The following is a 17,443-nucleotide window of genomic DNA, read 5'->3' as shown; positions in this document are numbered from 1 at the left end:
CGCGGCAGAACTCCAAGATAATACTCTTTCTCCATTAAAAGGCCGAGCACAAGGGGGTTGCGAGGGAGATTCACAAAGCGAGCTGCGCAGCAGTCGAGGTAGTTCTGAGCGACTGAACTCCCTCGCGGCGCCCAGTAAACTATGTTAATGCTTTTTATCAAGAATTAGGGCTTGTTTAAAAAACATTTCAGCTTGTATTATTTCAATAAAATAACACTGGCAGCGACAAGAACAAAAGCGAAAAACGAAGCGTCAAGTTTGTCATAGCGGGTGAAAATTCTACGGAACCATTTGATTTTCTGAAAGAAACATTCAACCAAGTGTCGTTCCTTGTAAACATGCTCATCTATAAACCACGGTTCGGGATTATCGCTCTTCGGCGGGATAGTGTAACTTCCCTCCCGAGAAGTAATGTACTCTCTGATGGCTTGCGAACCGTAAGCCTTATCGCCGATGACGTTGCTCCCTCTGATTTCCGCTTGCCCGAGCAAGGACACGGCATGGCGGGAATCGTGGTCATTGCCGGGACTGAGCAGGAGCGCCAGCGGATTGCCTAAACCATCTACTATCGCATGAATTTTCGTATTCTTGCCGCCTCTGGACATGCCAATCGCTTGAGCCCCTTTTTTCCCCCTTCCGGGGTTTTCCCTCTCCCGTTGGCACTTTGATGTACTTTGCAGGACGTGGAGTCGATAGAGAGATTTTCCATGTCGGCATCAGCGCTTAGGGCGGCAAAGATCGCCTCGAATATTCCCCGCTGTTTCCACAGCCTGAAACGTGCGTAAACTGCCTGCCATTTGCCGTAACGCTCCGGAAGATCTCTCCATGGCGCTCCACTTCTGGCAAGCCACAGAATCCCATTGATGATCCTGCGGTTATCGTATTTTGCCGGGCGTCCACGTTGACCTGATTTCGGGTGTTCGGGCGGCAGCATTCTCTTGATTCGATTCCACTCGCTGGAGGTCAGTTCATATCTTCTCTCTTCCATGAGAAAAGTTTAAGCGATTGGATCGATTTAGGCAACTTTGACGTTTTTTAAACAAGCCCTAGTATGAGTATTATCTACGTCCTCATCTTCCCCTCGTGCAAGACCAACTTGAAGATGAAAAGGCTCTGCAAATTATGCAGGCCGTCTTCTCTCCATTCGTAAGGGGGCGCGGTTCACGCCCCCCAATTTCAGTAATTCTGAAGTCGTCTCAGACCGTTTTCCCTCCGCGCAGGGACGACTTGCTTCGACATCGTATTCCTTGAATCATGGACATATTGCGGTAATACCTGTACATTTAACTGTCTTAACAGGGACAGTCGTATACGTGTAAAAACATTTAGAGTCAAGAAGTTTTACCTGTTCGGATACGAAATTACACTCATTATTAAAGATATGATGTAATATCCTATTGCAGTTTTCGGAAAGGAACGATAATATAACATTAGGTAAAGCCGACAAAATAAGAGAGATGACAGCGTATGCTTACCAAAAGAAAAGAGCTGCACTCATTACGGTTTCGCGCAGCACAGCGGAAGCGTCGTTATGACAACGCCGTACTTGTTGAAGCCTGTGCTGAAAACGAGAACGCGAACGAACTTGTAGCGCTTATGTGTAAGCAGATTGGAGAAAGCGGAGAATGAACCTTCGTCGTGGAGAAATATACTACATCGCATTCTCGTACACTCAAACAATGAGGTGATATATCATGCCTAATATTTCAACGCCGCAGGAAACAACAAGTATTGAAATCGCAATCCCTTCACAAACGCTCGTCTTTCTTCAAGGCTATGCAGCCGCGAAAGACCTGACAATATCTGAATGTATCGCGGCGCGTATAGCAGATTGGATAGAAGACGAAGAAGATCGCCAAGCCGCGATGAAAGCCCTTGCAGAATACGAAGCAGACCCAACGGTCTATACACCCGAAGAAGCGCGTGCAGTTTGGGAACAAAGCGATAAGGAACGCTAATTCCAGTGTTGTATAAAATCAGCTACGCTAAAGCGGCGATTAAAGCAATGGCAAGACTTGACAGGCCAATTCGCGAACGTATTAGAAAATGGATTGAAGAAGAGTTGGCCTGTAAGGAAGAGGTGCAGCAAAGCGGCAAGGACCTGAAAGGGAATCTCGCCGGATTGTATCGTTATCGCGTTGGGGATTACAGAGTCATTGTCAAAATAGAACACGGCATTTTAACAATCTTGATTCTCGATGTCGGCCCACGTGGAAGCATTTACAAGAATTAGGGCTTGTTTAAAAAACGTCAAAGTTGCCTAAATCGATCCAATCGCTTAAACTTTTCTCATGGAAGAGAGAAGATATGAACTGACCTCCAGCGAGTGGAATCGAATCAAGAGAATGCTGCCGCCCGAACACCCGAAATCAGGTCAACGTGGACGCCCGGCAAAATACGATAACCGCAGGATCATCAATGGGATTCTGTGGCTTGCCAGAAGTGGAGCGCCATGGAGAGATCTTCCGGAGCGTTACGGCAAATGGCAGGCAGTTTACGCACGTTTCAGGCTGTGGAAACAGCGGGGAATATTCGAGGCGATCTTTGCCGCCCTAAGCGCTGATGCCGACATGGAAAATCTCTCTATCGACTCCACGTCCTGCAAAGTACATCAAAGTGCCAACGGGAGAGGGAAAACCCCGGAAGGGGGAAAAAAGGGGCTCAAGCGATTGGCATGTCCAGAGGCGGCAAGAATACGAAAATTCATGCGATAGTAGATGGTTTAGGCAATCCGCTGGCGCTCCTGCTCAGTCCCGGCAATGACCACGATTCCCGCCATGCCGTGTCCTTGCTCGGGCAAGCGGAAATCAGAGGGAGCAACGTCATCGGCGATAAGGCTTACGGTTCGCAAGCCATCAGAGAGTACATTACTTCTCGGGAGGGAAGTTACACTATCCCGCCGAAGAGCGATAATCCCGAACCGTGGTTTATAGATGAGCATGTTTACAAGGAACGACACTTGGTTGAATGTTTCTTTCAGAAAATCAAATGGTTCCGTAGAATTTTCACCCGCTATGACAAACTTGACGCTTCGTTTTTCGCTTTTGTTCTTGTCGCTGCCAGTGTTATTTTATTGAAATAATACAAGCTGAAATGTTTTTTAAACAAGCCCTAGTATAAAAAAGGTCTCGTCTGGAATGCGCATTCCAGACGAGACCTTTTTTGATTTTTTTCGCGTCTTTGCGGCGGCTCCCGTCCGGCGGCGCGCTCAACCTCGCCCGGCGAGAAAGTCGCGCGCTTCGACCAGGTCGCGGAGCATTTTGTCCCACGGCGAGCCCTCGACGCGGCGCGGGTTGCGCAGCAGGTAGGCGGGGTGGAACAGCGGCCGCAGCGTCATGGTTCGGCCGTTCCACGCAAATTGATGAAAGCGGCCGCGCAGCTCGTTGATGCCGGTCCTGACGCCGAGCAGGGTCTGCGAAGGCACGTTGCCGACGGTAAGCACCAGATGCGGACGGACCGCCTCGAACTGGGCGGTGAGCCACGGCAGGCAGGCGGCGATCTCCGTCCGCAACGGGGTGCGGTTTTTCGGCGGCCGGCATTTGCACACGCTGGTGATGAAGATCTCTTCGCGCTCCAAACCCGCCGCGGCGAGGATTTCGGTGAGCAGACGGCCGGAACGGCCGACGAAGGGGCGGCCGGTGCGCTCCTCTTCGGCGCCGGGCGCTTCGCCGACGATCATGAGGCGGGCGTTTTCGGGCCCTTCGCCGGGCACGTGATAAAAGGCGGAGCCGTCCTCGCGGACGCCGTCGGCCTGTCCCAGCGGACAGCTGCGACATTGGCAGACGCGCTGATGAAGCGCGCTGAGTGCGGACATGCGGATCCCTCCCCGGAAAAGTTCTCGAGGGTATTATACACGAATTATTTGAGCTTGAGCGGCAGCCCGCTGACGCACAGGTAGACCGAGGCGGCCAAGGCGGCGATGCGCTGGTTGAGGCGGCCGACGACGTCGCGGTAGCGCCGCTCGGCGATCCGGTCGGACGGCAGCCCCATGCCCAGCTCGCGGGTGACGACGATCACCTCGCAGGGCGGCCGGCGCAGTTTTCTGACGAACGCTTCGATCTCGGGACAGGTCTCGCCGGTGAAGCGGAAACTGCCGCTCGTCAGGTTGCTCACCCAGGCGCCGAGGTCGTCGACGATGCACACGCCGCCGCGGACCTTGTCGAGCGCCTGGTCGAGATGAACGCCCTCGACGATGGTTTCGCAGCCGTCGTCGAGGCCTTTTTGATAGAGCGCGATGTGCTCCAGCATGTCTTCCTCGGTGGAGGTCTGGGCGGAGACGATCGTTTTTCGCTCCCAGTCCTGCGCCAGTTTCAGCGCGAAAGCGCTGGCGCCGCTGCGCCATCCTCCCGTCACCATGCGGACCTGGACGCCCGAGGGCGACCTCCATTCGCTGTTCATGCGTAACGCCTCCTTCAATCGAAAATTTTTGCCGGCGCGGCGGACGCGCCGCTTCCTCACGCTTCGTCGCGGATCAGCGCCGCCAGCGCCTCGAGATCGAGCGAACGCGGCGTGTCCGCGCCTTCGAGCAGGCTGTCGGCGAGGCGACGCTTGAGGCGGTGCAGGTCGACGATCTTCTCCTCCACGGTGCGGGCGGCCACGAAGCGATAGACGGCGACCGGGCGCGTCTGGCCGATGCGGTAGGCGCGGTCCGAGGCCTGGTCCTCGACGGCGGGGTTCCACCACGGATCCATGTGGACGACGAAATCGGCGCCGGTCAGGTTCAGCCCCGTGCCGCCGGCGCGCAGGCTGATCAAAAAGCAGTCGCCGCGTCCGGCCTGGAACGCGCGCACCAGTTCGGCGCGTCCGCCCGGCGGCGTGGCGCCGTCCAGATAGAGACAGGGCACGCCCCGTTCCGCGAGCGCCTGTTCGATCAGGCGCAGATAGTCGGTGAACTGACTGAAGATCAGGGCGCGATGCCCGCTTTCGCGCAGTTCGGCAACAAGTTCGAGCAGCGCTTCGAGCTTGGAAGAGGGGATCGCCGCGCCCACGCTTTCCGACACGAGCTTGACGGCGCAGCAGCAGCGGCGGAGCTTCATCAGCTGGGCGAAGATGGCGAAGCGCTTGTCCGCCTCCGGAGAGTTTCCGGCGGCGTCGATGGCCTCGACGGCGGACTGGCGCAGCGCTTCGTAGAACGCCGATTCCTGCGGGCTCAGTTCGATGCGGCGCGTCACTTCGGTGCGCTCGGGCAGGTCGTCGAGCACCTGCTCCTTGACGCGGCGCAGCAGGAACGGCGCGATCACCCGGCGCAGACGGGCCCGCGCGCCGTCGTCGCCCGCGGCGATGGGCGAAGCGAAACGCCGGTTGAAGCGCTCCAGCGAGCCGAGCAGGCCGGGGTTGAGGAAGCGGAACAGGTTCCACAGCTCGCTGAGGCGGTTTTCGACCGGCGTGCCGGTCATGATCATGCGGAAGTCGCCCTGCAGCCCCATGACGGCGGCGGAACGCTTGGTGGACATGTTCTTGACCGCCTGCGCCTCGTCGAGCACGACCGTGTGCCACCGTTTCTGCGCGAACGACTCCGCGTCGCTCTGCAGCAGGCCGTAAGACGCCAGCACGACGTCGAAGGGCTTGAGCGTGGCGAGCGCCTTTTCGCGCCCGGCGCTGCGGTAATCGACGACGTTCAGCGTCGGCGCGAAACGCGCCGCCTCCTCGATCCAGTTGCCGCAGACCGACGTGGGCGCGGCCACGAGCGCCGGTCCGCCCTCGGCGCGGTACAGCAGCAGCGCCAGCGTCTGCACGGTTTTGCCCAGCCCCATGTCGTCGGCCAGACAGGCGCCCGCGCCCCAGTGAGCGAGGCGCGCCAGCCAGCGGAATCCTTCCAGCTGGTAGGGGCGCAGCTGCGCGCGCAGCGCGCGCGGCGCTTCGGGCGCGAGATCCCTCGCTTCGTCGAAGCGCTCGCACAGCTCGCGCCATTTTTTGTCGGCGGCCAAAGCGCCTTCGTCGAACAGCTCCGCCACGGCCGCGGCGGCCGGCGCCGGCACGCGCAGTTCCTGCCCCTTGGCGTCGGTCATGGCGTCGAGCGTTTCCAGGCGGCGCTGGAATTCCCGCGTCAGCGCCGCGAACTGCCCCGCGCCGACGGGGACGAAGCGGCCTTTGCGCTGCCGCAGCAGATCCATGAGCTGGCGCAGTGACAGCGTCAGTTCGCGGTCGACGGCGACGGTGCCGGAGAGCGCGAACCAGTCGGTGCCGACGCTTTGGATCGCGCCGAGCATGGCGCTTCCGTCCAGCTCGCGGCGCACGGTCATGGCGCCGCCGCGCGGCCATTCGACGGTCACGTGGGGGATTTTTTGCAGCTGCAAAAGCAGTTCGAGGCACGCGTCGGGAGCGGCGAGCTGCGCGCGCCCGTCGTCGGGATCGCCGTTTTCGGCCAGCGCCGGGCAGGCGGCGAAAAGTTCCTTCGTCTTCCGCGCTTCGGCGGCGAGGTCGCGTTTGACCTGCACGCGCCGCTCGTTCCCCGCGCCGTCCTTTTTCAGGCCGAACAGCGTCGGCGCGCCGCCGCCGGGGCGGCAGGAAAGCCCCTCGCCGCCGAACGGGTGCACCACGATCTCCGCGTTGAGGCCGTCGCCGCAGGGCGAGAGCTGAACGTGCAGACGCGCGTTGGCTTCTTCGACGGGGACGCTCTGCGGCGCGCCCTCCAGTTCGGACTGCACGGTCACGTTCGCGGCCAGCCGGGACAGGATCTTCAGCGTGCGGGCGCGCGCTTCCTCGGGAACGAGCGCGCCCTCGCCGCCGAGAATGGCGAGGATGTTGAGATGCACCGGCGAAAAACGGGTGACGCGCAGCCGCGACGGCGACTCTTCGCTGAGCGCGTATTCGCGTCCCCGCGGGTTGGCGGGCGTCATGAGGATGCGGCAGCCGGACGGGACGGCGGTCACTTCCAGCTGCGGCTCGATTTTGACCACTTCGAGCGGCGAAAAGTCGTCGGCGCGGACGAGGTTGGGCAGCCCGGCGAGGATGTGCAGCGCCTGCATTCCGTCCAGCCACAGCTCCGACTTGCCGTAAGAGCCGCGATCGTACACGGCGTCGGCGACGCGGCGTTCCTGCTCGCTCAGGTTGGGGATGCGTTCCAGCCCGTTGGCGATGGAGCTAAGGGCGATCTCGCGCCCCTTGCTCCATTTCCCCGAGGCCTGCAGCGTCTGTTCGAGCGGGCGCACGGCGACGATCGGTTCGTCCTCCTCCAGCCACGCCGGTCTGGCGATCTCGACGAGCCAGAGGAGGCGGCGTTCGCCTTTCTTCCGGACTCCGCCGGCGTCGCCGGCGAGCGATTCCAGCGCGTCGAGGGCGTACTCCCACGGCGGACGCGGGCTGAACAGGTCGCGAAGCGGGTGCCAGCCGTTGTCCTGTCGGCTTGCCAGCGCTTCGCCGGCGGCTTCCAGCTCGCTGGCGACGAACGACATGCCGAGGCTGTTCAGGTGGAACGCCGCGATGCGGTAGAACGCCCGCCACGTTCTGGCCAGCCGGGGCGCGATCCAGCGCGCCGCCAGCAGCAGATGGCACAGGTCGGCCGCGCCGAGCCCGAGGGAGTCCATCAGCTTCGTGAGCCGCTCGTCGAGCGCTTTCTCGTCCTGGCGGGGCGGGGCGCACAGCATGGAGCGAACGGCCCTGTCGAGCGTCTTGACCAAATCGTCTTCGGCGAACAGCGCCGCCTGATTGGCGGAACTTCCTTTGGCGAGGACGCCGAGCGCGTCGTAAAGGCGCCCGCCGCGCGCCCATTCGGTGCGGTTGCTTTCCTTGTGCGCGGCGGCGGCGATCTTGTCGGGCGTTTCGCGCAGCGCCGCCAGCACCGGGATGTAAAACGGATCCCAAAGGTTGACGGGCGGCGGAGCCTTGCCGGCGCGGCGTTTGGGACGACGCGCCAGGCGCGCGTAGCTTTTGCGCGCCGCTTCGAGGTCGCCGCGCACCAGAGCGTCGACCGCCTGCAGGCGGTCGCGACCGGCGTCGTCGAGCTTGGGCAGCAGCTCCATCGCCTTCGCGAAGAGCCCGGCATGGCAGTACTGGTCGGCCAGCAGGGCCGCCAGCTCCGGAAAGTCGCCGGACCGGCAGAGTTCTTCTTCGGCGTCGGTCGCAAAGGCGCGCAGTTCCGGGCTCATTCTCGTCAGATGCAGCGTTTCGAGGAAAAAGGGGCGCATGACTTTCGGCAGGGCGCGAAACATCTCGCGGTCGAAGGGGTTGTTCAGCACCGTGGCGGCAAAAACGCTCAGGCATTGCTCTTCGGTGGCTTCCCCGCCGGCGAAGTCGAGCGCTCCCAGCTGGATGAAACTTTCGGAGTCGCCCAGATAAAAATATTTGCGCAGGAAGTACACGGCGCGCCAGAGCTCTCTGAACACCCGATAGCCGCCGCCGAATTCGGCGCGCAGCGAGGGCAGATGCAGTTTGCTCTCCACGGCTTCGCAATACAGCGCGAAGGAGTTTTCGCGCACCGTTTCGCGGGCGACCAGCTCGCGGATGGGCAGAACGACGGACCAGCCTTCGCCCTCGGCTCCCCGCTCGCGCCCGGCCAGCCCGAGCTGTTTCCAGCGCTGCAGCGCCGCCGCCGCGTCGAAACCGGGAAGAGTCGGCGAGATGCGGGCCGCTTTTCGGGAATGGAGCATCGTCTCGTACGCGCCCGCCGCGACGGGGCCGACCGCCGCCGCCAGGATCCGCAAGGCGTGCTTCTCGTCGCCGTCCGTCTTGCGGTAGAGAGAAAGCAAATTTTCCCGTTCGAAATCAAGCTGCACTGCGCGTCACCTGCCTTTTTCATCTGTCGTTATTATAGCCTTTCCGCGCGGAGTAGGGAATTCACCGGGGGGCGAACTGGTATTTTCGACAATGCCAAACGGAATGGGCGGCGCTAGACTGAAGCCAACGAAATCGGAACGGACAGATCATTCGACGAGGTGACTCACATGAGGAAAAAAACCGGCGCTCTGGCTTTGGGCGGCTGCCTGCTTCTGCTCGGCGTCCCCGCCATGGCCGGCGAAAAACTGACGCTGGCGCAGTGCGTCGAAAAGGCGCTGGCCTCCCATCCCAGCCTGACGGCCGCCGAAGGAACGGCGGAATCGCGCCATGCCGCCGCCTCGCTCTCCGCATCCGGCAGCCGGCTGAAAGCCAGCGCGACGGGTTCTTACGCGCGCAACGGTTCCACCAAGGGAGCGAACAGCGGCGGCAGCGACGGCGACTGGAGCACCGGCGTTTCGCTCTCGCAGACGGTGTACGACTGGGGCAAGACGAAGGCGTCCGTGAAAAGCGCCAAGCTCGGCGAAAAAGCCGCGCGGGAAACGCTGGAACGCACCCGCGAGAGCGTGGTCGCCGACGTGCGCGACGCCTATTACAGCCTGAACAAGGCCGTGCGCGACACGGCGGTGCAAAACGAACAGGTGAAAAATTACCAGCAACGCCTCGATTGGGCCAAATCCTACTATTCGGCCGGCGCCAAGGCCAAAATCGAAGTCACCAAGGCCGAGACCGACCTGGCCAACGCCAAACTCTCGCTGATCAAGGCCGAGTCCGCGGCGGAGCAGTACAAGGCCCGGCTCGCCTCGGCGATGGGAACGCCCGAACTGGAAATCGACGGCGTCGCCGACGAACTGGAATACGAACGATGGGACATCGCCCTCGGCGACGCGCTGAAGCGCGCGGCCGCGAACCGCGCCGACCTGGCCGCTCAGGATCTGCTGGTGGACAAGGCGAAGACCGACGTGACCGCGGCGAAGCTGAACAATGCCCCCGATCTGACCGCCAGCGCCGGCTACAGCTTCGGCGGCTCGGGATTTTACGACGACGACCAGTGGAACGCCAGGCTCAGCCTGTCGATCCCGATCGGCGACGGCGGCGAGACGAAAGCGCGCGTGGCCGGCGCCACAGCCGATCTGAAAGTGGCGCGGGCCAACCGCGACAAGCTGGCGCAGGACGTCGTGCTCGACGTGCGCCAGGCCTGGCAGAGCCTTCGGGAAAGCGCCGCTTCCATCGACGCCGCCCGCGCGGCGGAGCGGCAGGCCCGCGAAAATCTCGATCTGGCGCTGAGCCGCTACCGGGCTGGCGTGGGCGACAGCCTGGAGATTTCCGACGCCGTCGACGCTTACGCGCAATCGCAGACGACGCTGATCGCGAGCCTTTACAATCACAAGGAGGCGCGGCTCAGCCTCGAGAAAGCCATGGGGGAGGTTTCCGGATCATGAAACTGAAAAGGATCGTCACGCTTCTTGCCGTCGTCGCGCTCAGCTGCGGCGGCGTGTACTGGTACAGCGAACGGCGCGCCGCCAGCGCCGACGTGAGCTACCGCACGGCCGTCGCCGCCCGCGGTTCGCTGCGCAGCGTCATCCAGGCCACCGGCACCCTGAGCGCCGAGGAGACCGTTGACGTCGGCACGCAGATCAGCGGCACCATCAACGACATCTACGTCGACTACAACGACAAGGTCGCGCAGGGACAGCTCATCGCCGTGATGGACGACCGCACCCAGCAGGCCGAAGTCGACATGGCCAGGGCCAACGTCCTCTCCGCCAAGGCGGACTTGGCCAAGGCGAAGGCCACGCTGCTCAAGGCCGACCGCGACCTGAAGCGCACTCGCGAGCTGATCAGAAAAGATCTGATCGCCCGCAGCGAGCTCGACGCCGACGTGGCTTCCCAGTCGACGGCCAGCGCCGACGTGATGGCCGCGCAGGCGCGCGTGGCCCAGTACGAGGCCACGCTGCGCAAGGCCGAGATCAACCTCGGTTACACGAAGATCTATTCGCCCGTCGACGGCGTCGTCGTGGCCAAGAACGTGGAAAAGGGACAGACCGTGGCTGCCAGCTATCAGACGCCCAGCATCGCCGAGATCGCCCGCGACCTCAAGCAGATGCAGGTCGAAGTCAACGTCGACGAAGCCGACATCGGCAGCGTCAAAGTGGGGCAGGACGCCGAATTCACCGTCGACGCCTACGCCGACACGACGTTCTCCGGCAAGGTCACGCAGGTGCGCATCTCGCCCAGCACCAGCGAAAACGTCGTCAGCTACACGGTGATCGTCAAGGTCGCCAACGACGAAGAAAAGCTGATGCCCGGCATGACGGCCAACGTCTCGCTGGTCGTCACCGAGAAGAAAGACGTCCTGCTCGTGCCCAACGCGGCGCTGCGCTTCCGCCCCGTCGTCAGCACCGAAATCGCCATGGGGCCGCCCTCCCGCCGCGGCACCGTGGCCGTGGCGGAGACGCCCGGCGTGTACGTGCTGCTCGGCAAAAAGCCCGCCAAGATCGAAGTGGAGAAGGGCATCAGCGACGGCGACCGCACCGAGATCCTTTCCGGCCTCGAGGAAGGCGCGAGGGTGCTGGTCGGCTTCAACCTGCAAGCGGAAAAGAAGAAATAAGATGCCGCTCGTCGAGCTGAGAAACGTCAAAAAAAGCTTCCGCCTCGGCGGCGGGCAGGTGGAGATCCTCCACGGCATCGATCTCGTCGTGGAAAAGGGCGAATTCGTCGCCATGATGGGGCCGTCGGGGTCGGGCAAGTCGACGACCATGAACATCCTCGGCTGCCTCGACAAGCCCACGTCCGGCCAATATTTCCTCGACGGCCGCGACGTCTCGGAACTGAACCGCGACGAGCTCGCGGCGATCCGCAACAGCACCATCGGTTTCGTGTTCCAGGGCTTCAACCTGCTGCAGCGCACCAGCGCCGTCGAAAACGTCGAGCTGCCCATGCTCTACGCCGGCGTCCATGCCAGGGAGCGCCGCGAGCGCGCCGTGGAAGCCCTGGCGCGCATGGGGCTGGGCGAGCGCCTGTATCACGAGCCGAGCCAGCTTTCCGGCGGCCAGCAGCAGCGCGTCGCCATCGCCCGCGGCATCGTCAACCACGCCCCGATCCTGATGGCCGACGAACCGACGGGCAACCTCGACTCCAAGACCAGCGACGAGATCATGCGCCTGTTCCAGCGGCTCAACCGCGAAGAAGGCATCACCATCATCCTCGTCACCCACGAACCGGACGTGGCGGCCTTCGCCGGGCGCGAGCTGCTCTTCCGCGACGGCGTGATCCTCGAAGACCGGCTTAACGAACATCGGCGCACTTAAAAGGAGTGAACGTTCATGATTTCCCTCGTGGAGATTTTTCGTACCGCGCTGCGCGCCCTGCGGCGCAACAAGACCCGTTCGTTCCTGACGACGCTGGGCATCATCATCGGCGTCGGTGCCGTGATCGCCGCCTTCGCCGTCGGCGCGGGAGCCAACAAGGTGATCGACGAGGAGATCGCCTCCTTCGGCACCAACTCCGTCACCGTCATGCGCGAGCGCAACGCCCAATCCACCGGCGACACCGCCAAGTACCTGACCGAAGGCGACGCCGAGGCGATCGCCGCCAACGTCTCCGGCGTCGCGGCCGTGGCGCCCGTCGTGAACGCCAGCGCGCAGGTCGTCTACGGCAACACGAACTGGTCCACGGCAGTCTACGGCAGCACCCCGTCGTACGGCGACGTGCAGGGGTACGCGATCGCGCAGGGACGCAACATCAGCGAATCGGACCAGCGCCAGGGCAACAAGGTGGCCGTGATCGGCAGCACCGTGGCGCAGAAACTTTTTCCCCACGAAGACCCGGTCGGCAAGTCGATCCGCATCGCCAAAGTGCCCTTTGCCGTCGTCGGCGTGTTCGCCGCGAAAGGACAATCCACCGGCGGCTTCATGGATCAGGACGACTTGATCCTCGTGCCGCTGAAAACGGCGCAGAGCCGCCTCGTCAAGTGGGACAACACGCCCGGTCGCGTCGGCACCATCCAGGTCAAGGGCGTGTCCATGGAATCGCTTTCGTACATCACCAGCGAGATCACGATGTTGATGCGCGAGCGCCACAAGATCCGCGGCGGCCAGGCCGACGACTTCGCGGTGCGCAGCCTTTCGCAGATGCTCGAAGCGCGCCGCAGGACCACCAGCGTCACCTCCATGCTGCTGGCTTCCATCGCCGTCATCTCGCTCGTCGTCGGCGGCATCGGCATCATGAACATCATGCTCGTCTCGGTCACGGAACGCACGCGCGAGATCGGCATCCGCATGGCCGTAGGCGCCAAGAGCGTCAACATCCGCCTGCAGTTTTTGATCGAGTCGGTGACGCTGTCGGTGATCGGCGGCATCCTCGGCATCTGCCTGGGCGTCGGCGCGGGGTATGCTCTGGCCTCGGTCACGCAGGCGCCGCCGGTGTTCACGTTCGGTTCCATCGCGCTGGCTTTCGTGTTTTCCGCGGCGGTCGGCATCGGCTTCGGCTATTACCCCGCGGCCAAGGCCTCGCTGCTCGATCCCATCGACGCGCTGAAATACGAATGAGACGCGAAGATCAGCGGCGTTTTTGCGTAAACTCCGCTTTTTCATATACGCTCCACAGAGTAAATCCTTTAAAGGAGGTATTCACATGAAATTCACCGGCAGAAAATATGCTCTTCTGGCGCTGTCGGCGCTGGCGGTCCTGACGTTGGCGGGCGCGGCCTGCGCGCGGCCGGGGCCGGGATTCCACGGCGGGCCGCCGCCGTCTTTCGGGCGCGGTCCGGGCTTCCATCACGCGCCGCCCCCGCCTCGCCGCGATTGGCGTCCCGCCCCTCCGCCTTTCCGTCCCGGACCGGGCGGTCCAGGCTTTCGCCCTGCTCCCCCGCCTCCGCCGCGGCGTGACTGGCGTCCTGCCCCGCCCCCGCCCTTTCACCCCGGCTTCCGCCCAGCCCCACCGCCCCCGCCGCGCCGCGATTGGCGCCCCGGGCCGCCGCCTCCGCCCTACTGGGGACGGAGGATGCCGCCCCCGCCGCCGGCCTGGCACCGTCCGCCGCCTCCGCCTCCGCGGTATTGGCGGCATCGCCGCGACCGGGACGACTTTCTCTTCCTGTTCCCGTTCTTCTTCGCCATCGCCGCCGGCAGCGACTAGCAGTCCTAAAACCGTATAACGTCACGCCCCCGGACCGTTTCGATCGGTCCGGGGGCGTGACGTTTGTTGTCTGTCTTGTGCTCTTTTTAAAAGAAGGATTATGTTCGTTAAGGCGGCTTTATTCATACCGCTGAGCGCGACTGTGGTTGGGGATTTACCGTTGCCTGTTCCCTCCTTTTCCTGAGTGAATATTCGGCGCTGAGAGGTTTTCATTTCATTCTGAATGCGATGCCTGTCAAAAATCATGTCAGGATGAAACGGCACGATGAAGGGACGAATTGCTTTTTCCTGAATGGAAGTCTATAATCATTATTGTAGTTATAACGGTTACGATATGACTTTGAGGTGAAATATATGATTAAACGGGATTTTTATTTGAACAAAATCGTTCGCGCCATGTGGAACGGAGAGATCAAGATCATCACGGGACTTCGCCGCTGCGGGAAATCGGTGCTGCTGTTCGAGCTGTTTTACGATTATCTGCTCAGTCAGGGCGTGAAGGACGAACAGATCGTCAGGATCGCGCTCGATCAGCGAAGGTTCTATCGATACCGCAATCCGATCGTCCTGTGCGAGTCTGTCGAGTCGCTGATCCAGAAAGAGTCGAAAAAGCGGTTTTATCTTTTGCTCGACGAAGTTCAGATGACTTCGACGGCGCTCGACAGCGAAAGTGGCGGTATCTCTGTGACTGTCTACGACATGCTGAACGAGCTGAAAGCGTACAAAAATCTTGACATGTACGTGACGGGGAGCAATTCCAGAGGGCTGTCCAGCGACGTCGCGACGGAATTTCGTGGGCGGGCGACGCAGATCCGCGTTTATCCGCTGTCGTTTGCGGAATTATACTCGCATGTCGGCGGCGACGAGCGCGCGGCGCTTGACCGGTACATGCTTTATGGCGGGATGCCGCGCCTGCTTTCTCTCGATGATGAGAAAGACAAGAAAGATTATCTCATGTCTCTTTATAACGAGCTGTATCTGAAAGACATCGCTGAGCGCAACGGCGTTGAGCGGGAGGACCTGATGAACGGCATCCTTGATTATCTCGCCTCGCAGATCGGCTCGCTGACGAATCCGACGGCCGTCGCAAACGCTCTGACGAGCATGAGACGGGAAAAGGTGAATCCTTCGCTTGTGTCGAATTATATCCAGTATTCCCTCGATTCATTCCTGATCAGCGAGGCGAAGCGGTTTGACGTGAAGGGCAAATCGTATTTCAAGTACCCCAACAAATATTACTATACCGACCTCGGCCTGCGCAACGCGCGGCTGAATTACCGGCAGTTCGACCCGGGACACATCATGGAGAACGTAATTTACAATGAGCTTGTCCGCCGAGGTTATTCCGTCGATGTCGGCGTAGTCAGCGACCGCGCTGGCGGAGGCAACGTGCGGAAAGAGATCGATTTCGTCGTCAACGATACGAACAGAAGGATCTATATCCAGTCGGCGCTGAGAATGGACATGGAGAGCAAAACTTCGTCTGAGCTCGCTTCGCTGTGGCTGACGAACGATTTTTTCAAAAAGATCGTGATTCGCATGGACTTGTTGCACAGCTACTATGACGAAAACGGGATTTTCCACTGCGCGCTTGGCGATTTTCTGCTGAATCGCGTCGAACTGTTCTGACAGCCGGGAAGGAATGGGAGATCCATGGTAAAACCGTAACAAGGAAAAAGACGTCGCGGTGCGCGTCGCCACGACGACGGACGGCGAAACATTTGTCACCGAAGGGGCAGGCGAATACGCGCACGACGATGAAGCGCGCTGCGTCGCCCGCACCGGAAGGAGCGAGGGCGGCGGGATTGCCGGGAGCGTCCTGTATATCGGGCGCGAAAAGCTGCCGTTGTACCGCGACGGCGAAAGTCCGCTTCGCCATCGCCGCCGGCTGGCGGCCCTAAAACCGCATAACGTCGCGCCCCCGGACCGTTCGATCGGTCCAGAGGCGCGACGTTTGCCGCCGGCCCTTCGAAAAGGCGCGTGCGCCCTGCGGACGGCGGCGGGGGCGGTCCCTCTTGTTTCCTCACTGAAATATCGCGCGGCAGATCCCGGGGAAGATCCGCGGCGCGGGCCGGGCGGAGATCCGATGTTTTTCATGAAGTTTTCTGTTTTTAACGATGTTTTTCGGTAAATAAATTCTGAAAATAATTGTTGATTTTGACCGTTTCCGTCGGCATCCGCCGACCCCGGCGCGGCAGCCGACGACCGCCGCGGGAACCGCGGCGGCGCCCTCCGCTGCGGACGGGAGGCTGATACATACAGTAAGTAATCTTTACGCGGGGGGGGTACGATATGATTGTGAACGTTCTTAGAGTAGCTTATTGTATGCTACCACAAGCGTCGCGCCGGACGGAGCGCCGAAAAAGCGGGACGGCGCGGCGCATATTTCGGGGAGGTCATGAAGATGAAAGTGAAAGTTACGGGACGGCGGAAGCCGCCTTTCGGACGAAAGGCGGCGGCCCTGCTTCTGGCGCTGGCGCTGGGAGGAACGACGGGAGCGGGGAGCGCTCTTGGTGTCGACGTTACCGGGGATCATCTGAGGATTGGCTCGGGCGCCGTGTTGGGAAGTGTGTCAGAGTCTGTGATAGGAACTTCCGCCAAGGCGCTTGGCCATCATTCCGTGGCGATAGGGTACGAGGCTTGGGCGACCGACGACGAAAGTTACGCGATAGGGTGTAATGCGAAAGCCACGGGTGGTGTATCTTTCGCGATCGGAAGTAACGCAAAAGCGAAAGGTATGCGTTCCACTGCACTGGGCTTTCATGCAGAAACAGATGGGCAAGACTCGCTGGCGCTGATGGGAACGACATCCACAGCCGCCACACATGGCATTGCCATCGGCGGTCAGGTAACTGTTGCCGACGGCGTCGCCCTTGGCAGCTACTCGAAAGCTGATACAAAGGCGGGGCAGCTCGGATATCTGGGCAACTCTTCAGACGGTCGAGAATGGAGAGCCACGCGCGCGGCTCTTTCTGTGGGCGACACCAGCTCTTCGACCCCTGCCAGTATGCGCGTCACCCGTCAGATCACCGGCCTGACCGGCACCAAAGTCACCTACGGCATCGACAAGACCAAACTCGTGCAGAACATCATCGGCAGCGTGATCAATCAGATCAACAACGGCTCCACCCCGATCACCAACGTGCAGGCCAAGTTCAAGATCGCCGACGCCGGGACGGGAACGAAAACCATCACCGCGGACAAGACCGGCACGGAAACCATCAAGTTCGAAGGCGACGGCACCTACATCACCTCCGCGATGACCGCGAACGGCGTCAAGTACAGCCTCGACACCGCGGCGCTGAACAACGCCATCGGCGGAGCGGCCAACTGGACCGTCAAAGACAACGAGAGCCCGACGCCCGGCAGCAAACAGATCAACGCCGCCACGCCGCTGGTCGTGAAAGGCGAAAACGGCGTGACCACCAAAGTTGACACGGGCGGTCTCACCATCGGCCTGAACGGCGCGAATCTGAGCAGCACCATCAACAACAGCTCCACCGTGATTTAATAACGTCGAAGCCAAGTTCAAGATCGCCGACACCGGGACGGGAACGAAAACCATTACCGCGGACAAGACCGGAACGGAAATCAT

The 17,443-nt window shown here is 61.2% G+C and carries 16 protein-coding genes; 11 read left to right on the top strand and 5 right to left on the bottom strand.

Annotated features, from left to right (window positions below; translation table 11 throughout):
* Positions 1-197 precede the first annotated feature (197 nt).
* A protein-coding gene (locus RAH42_RS11100; RefSeq protein WP_317539161.1) for an IS5 family transposase occupies positions 198-988 on the bottom strand; the annotation gives its coding sequence in 2 pieces (ribosomal slippage) (positions 198-617 and positions 620-988; 789 coding nt in all).
* Positions 989-1,467: 479 nt separating this feature from the next.
* On the opposite strand from RAH42_RS11100, the gene RAH42_RS11095 reads away from it, so the two are divergent.
* From RAH42_RS11095 to RAH42_RS11080, 4 genes are all read left to right on the top strand, one after another.
* Positions 1,468-1,629 (top strand): hypothetical protein, encoded by a 162-nt coding sequence (locus RAH42_RS11095; protein ID WP_317539515.1) that lies wholly within the window; start codon positions 1,468-1,470, stop codon positions 1,627-1,629.
* 65 nt (positions 1,630-1,694) lie between these two features.
* Complete coding sequence (locus RAH42_RS11090; RefSeq protein ID WP_078015780.1) at positions 1,695-1,958, top strand: DUF6290 family protein; 264 nt, start codon at positions 1,695-1,697, stop codon at positions 1,956-1,958.
* 8 nt (positions 1,959-1,966) lie between these two features.
* Positions 1,967-2,233: a type II toxin-antitoxin system RelE/ParE family toxin gene (locus RAH42_RS11085; protein WP_317539514.1), complete on the top strand. Its 267-nt coding sequence runs from the start codon at positions 1,967-1,969 to the stop codon at positions 2,231-2,233.
* A 58-nt stretch (positions 2,234-2,291) separates the two neighbouring features.
* A protein-coding gene (locus tag RAH42_RS11080) for an IS5 family transposase (protein WP_317539161.1) occupies positions 2,292-3,082 on the top strand; the annotation gives its coding sequence in 2 pieces (ribosomal slippage) (positions 2,292-2,660 and positions 2,663-3,082; 789 coding nt in all).
* A gap of 126 nt (positions 3,083-3,208) precedes the next feature.
* Here RAH42_RS11080 and RAH42_RS11075 read toward each other — a convergent pair.
* Genes RAH42_RS11075 through RAH42_RS11065 form a run of 3 tightly spaced genes read right to left on the bottom strand, consistent with a single transcriptional unit; the run spans position 3,209 to position 8,714 of the window.
* The gene (locus RAH42_RS11075; RefSeq protein ID WP_317539513.1) at positions 3,209-3,814 is read right to left on the bottom strand and encodes a uracil-DNA glycosylase; all 606 of its coding nucleotides are present in this window, start codon (positions 3,812-3,814) and stop codon (positions 3,209-3,211) included.
* Between the two features lie 44 nt (positions 3,815-3,858).
* The gene (locus tag RAH42_RS11070; protein WP_078015777.1) at positions 3,859-4,398 is read right to left on the bottom strand and encodes a bifunctional adenosylcobinamide kinase/adenosylcobinamide-phosphate guanylyltransferase; all 540 of its coding nucleotides are present in this window, start codon (positions 4,396-4,398) and stop codon (positions 3,859-3,861) included.
* Between the two features lie 56 nt (positions 4,399-4,454).
* Positions 4,455-8,714: a DEAD/DEAH box helicase gene (locus RAH42_RS11065; RefSeq protein ID WP_317539512.1), complete on the bottom strand. Its 4,260-nt coding sequence runs from the start codon at positions 8,712-8,714 to the stop codon at positions 4,455-4,457.
* Positions 8,715-8,882: 168 nt separating this feature from the next.
* Here RAH42_RS11065 and RAH42_RS11060 point away from each other — a divergent pair, with 168 nt between their 5' ends.
* From RAH42_RS11060 to RAH42_RS11045, 4 genes are read left to right on the top strand one after another with little or no spacing between them, the layout of a single operon-like run.
* A complete protein-coding gene (locus tag RAH42_RS11060) occupies positions 8,883-10,154 on the top strand; it encodes a TolC family protein (RefSeq protein ID WP_317539511.1) in 1,272 nt (423 codons plus the stop codon).
* Complete coding sequence (locus RAH42_RS11055; protein ID WP_317539510.1) at positions 10,151-11,323, top strand: efflux RND transporter periplasmic adaptor subunit; 1,173 nt, start codon at positions 10,151-10,153, stop codon at positions 11,321-11,323. Before RAH42_RS11060 ends, RAH42_RS11055 begins: the two co-directional genes overlap by 4 nt.
* A gap of 1 nt (position 11,324) precedes the next feature.
* Positions 11,325-12,023 carry an ABC transporter ATP-binding protein gene (locus tag RAH42_RS11050; RefSeq protein WP_317539509.1) on the top strand — a complete coding sequence of 233 codons (699 nt, stop codon included), beginning with the start codon at positions 11,325-11,327 and terminating at the stop codon, positions 12,021-12,023.
* 15 nt (positions 12,024-12,038) lie between these two features.
* Positions 12,039-13,262: an ABC transporter permease gene (locus RAH42_RS11045; protein ID WP_078015772.1), complete on the top strand. Its 1,224-nt coding sequence runs from the start codon at positions 12,039-12,041 to the stop codon at positions 13,260-13,262.
* Positions 13,263-13,272: 10 nt separating this feature from the next.
* On the opposite strand, the gene RAH42_RS11040 is transcribed toward RAH42_RS11045, so the two are convergent.
* Positions 13,273-13,491 (bottom strand): hypothetical protein, encoded by a 219-nt coding sequence (locus tag RAH42_RS11040; RefSeq protein WP_317539508.1) that lies wholly within the window; start codon positions 13,489-13,491, stop codon positions 13,273-13,275.
* Between the two features lie 732 nt (positions 13,492-14,223).
* Here RAH42_RS11040 and RAH42_RS11035 point away from each other — a divergent pair.
* The 3 genes from RAH42_RS11035 (at position 14,224) to RAH42_RS11025 (ending at position 17,359) form a co-directional block, all read left to right on the top strand.
* Positions 14,224-15,477, top strand: a complete 1,254-nt coding sequence (locus RAH42_RS11035) for an ATP-binding protein (RefSeq protein ID WP_317539507.1) — start codon at positions 14,224-14,226, stop codon at positions 15,475-15,477.
* Positions 15,478-15,535: 58 nt separating this feature from the next.
* On the top strand, positions 15,536-15,979 hold the full coding sequence (locus tag RAH42_RS11030; RefSeq protein WP_317539506.1) for a hypothetical protein: 444 nt from the start codon (positions 15,536-15,538) through the stop codon (positions 15,977-15,979).
* A 273-nt stretch (positions 15,980-16,252) separates the two neighbouring features.
* Positions 16,253-17,359 carry a hypothetical protein gene (locus RAH42_RS11025; protein ID WP_317539505.1) on the top strand — a complete coding sequence of 369 codons (1,107 nt, stop codon included), beginning with the start codon at positions 16,253-16,255 and terminating at the stop codon, positions 17,357-17,359.
* The last annotated feature ends 84 nt before the right edge of the window (positions 17,360-17,443 follow it).

It is taken from the genome of Pyramidobacter sp. YE332, from assembly GCF_033060595.1.
In the GTDB taxonomy this organism is placed as follows: Bacteria; Synergistota; Synergistia; order Synergistales; family Dethiosulfovibrionaceae; genus Pyramidobacter.
Note: the sequence above shows the minus strand (reverse complement) of the source record. Positions and strands in the feature narration are given on the sequence as shown.

What these genes read in the sequence shown, in the direction of transcription:
- RAH42_RS11075 (WP_317539513.1), bottom strand. Translation starts at nt 3,814, where the DNA reads ATGTCCGCACTCAGCGCGCTTCATCAGCGCGTCTGCCAATGTCGCAGC.
- RAH42_RS11095 (WP_317539515.1), top strand. Translation starts at nt 1,468, where the DNA reads ATGCTTACCAAAAGAAAAGAGCTGCACTCATTACGGTTTCGCGCAGCA.
- RAH42_RS11045 (WP_078015772.1), top strand. Translation starts at nt 12,039, where the DNA reads ATGATTTCCCTCGTGGAGATTTTTCGTACCGCGCTGCGCGCCCTGCGG.
- RAH42_RS11070 (WP_078015777.1), bottom strand. Translation starts at nt 4,398, where the DNA reads ATGAACAGCGAATGGAGGTCGCCCTCGGGCGTCCAGGTCCGCATGGTG.
- RAH42_RS11025 (WP_317539505.1), top strand. Translation starts at nt 16,253, where the DNA reads ATGAAAGTGAAAGTTACGGGACGGCGGAAGCCGCCTTTCGGACGAAAG.
- RAH42_RS11090 (WP_078015780.1), top strand. Translation starts at nt 1,695, where the DNA reads ATGCCTAATATTTCAACGCCGCAGGAAACAACAAGTATTGAAATCGCA.
- RAH42_RS11040 (WP_317539508.1), bottom strand. Translation starts at nt 13,491, where the DNA reads ATGGAAGCCCGGACCGCGCCCGAAAGACGGCGGCGGCCCGCCGTGGAA.
- RAH42_RS11055 (WP_317539510.1), top strand. Translation starts at nt 10,151, where the DNA reads ATGAAACTGAAAAGGATCGTCACGCTTCTTGCCGTCGTCGCGCTCAGC.
- RAH42_RS11060 (WP_317539511.1), top strand. Translation starts at nt 8,883, where the DNA reads ATGAGGAAAAAAACCGGCGCTCTGGCTTTGGGCGGCTGCCTGCTTCTG.
- RAH42_RS11050 (WP_317539509.1), top strand. Translation starts at nt 11,325, where the DNA reads ATGCCGCTCGTCGAGCTGAGAAACGTCAAAAAAAGCTTCCGCCTCGGC.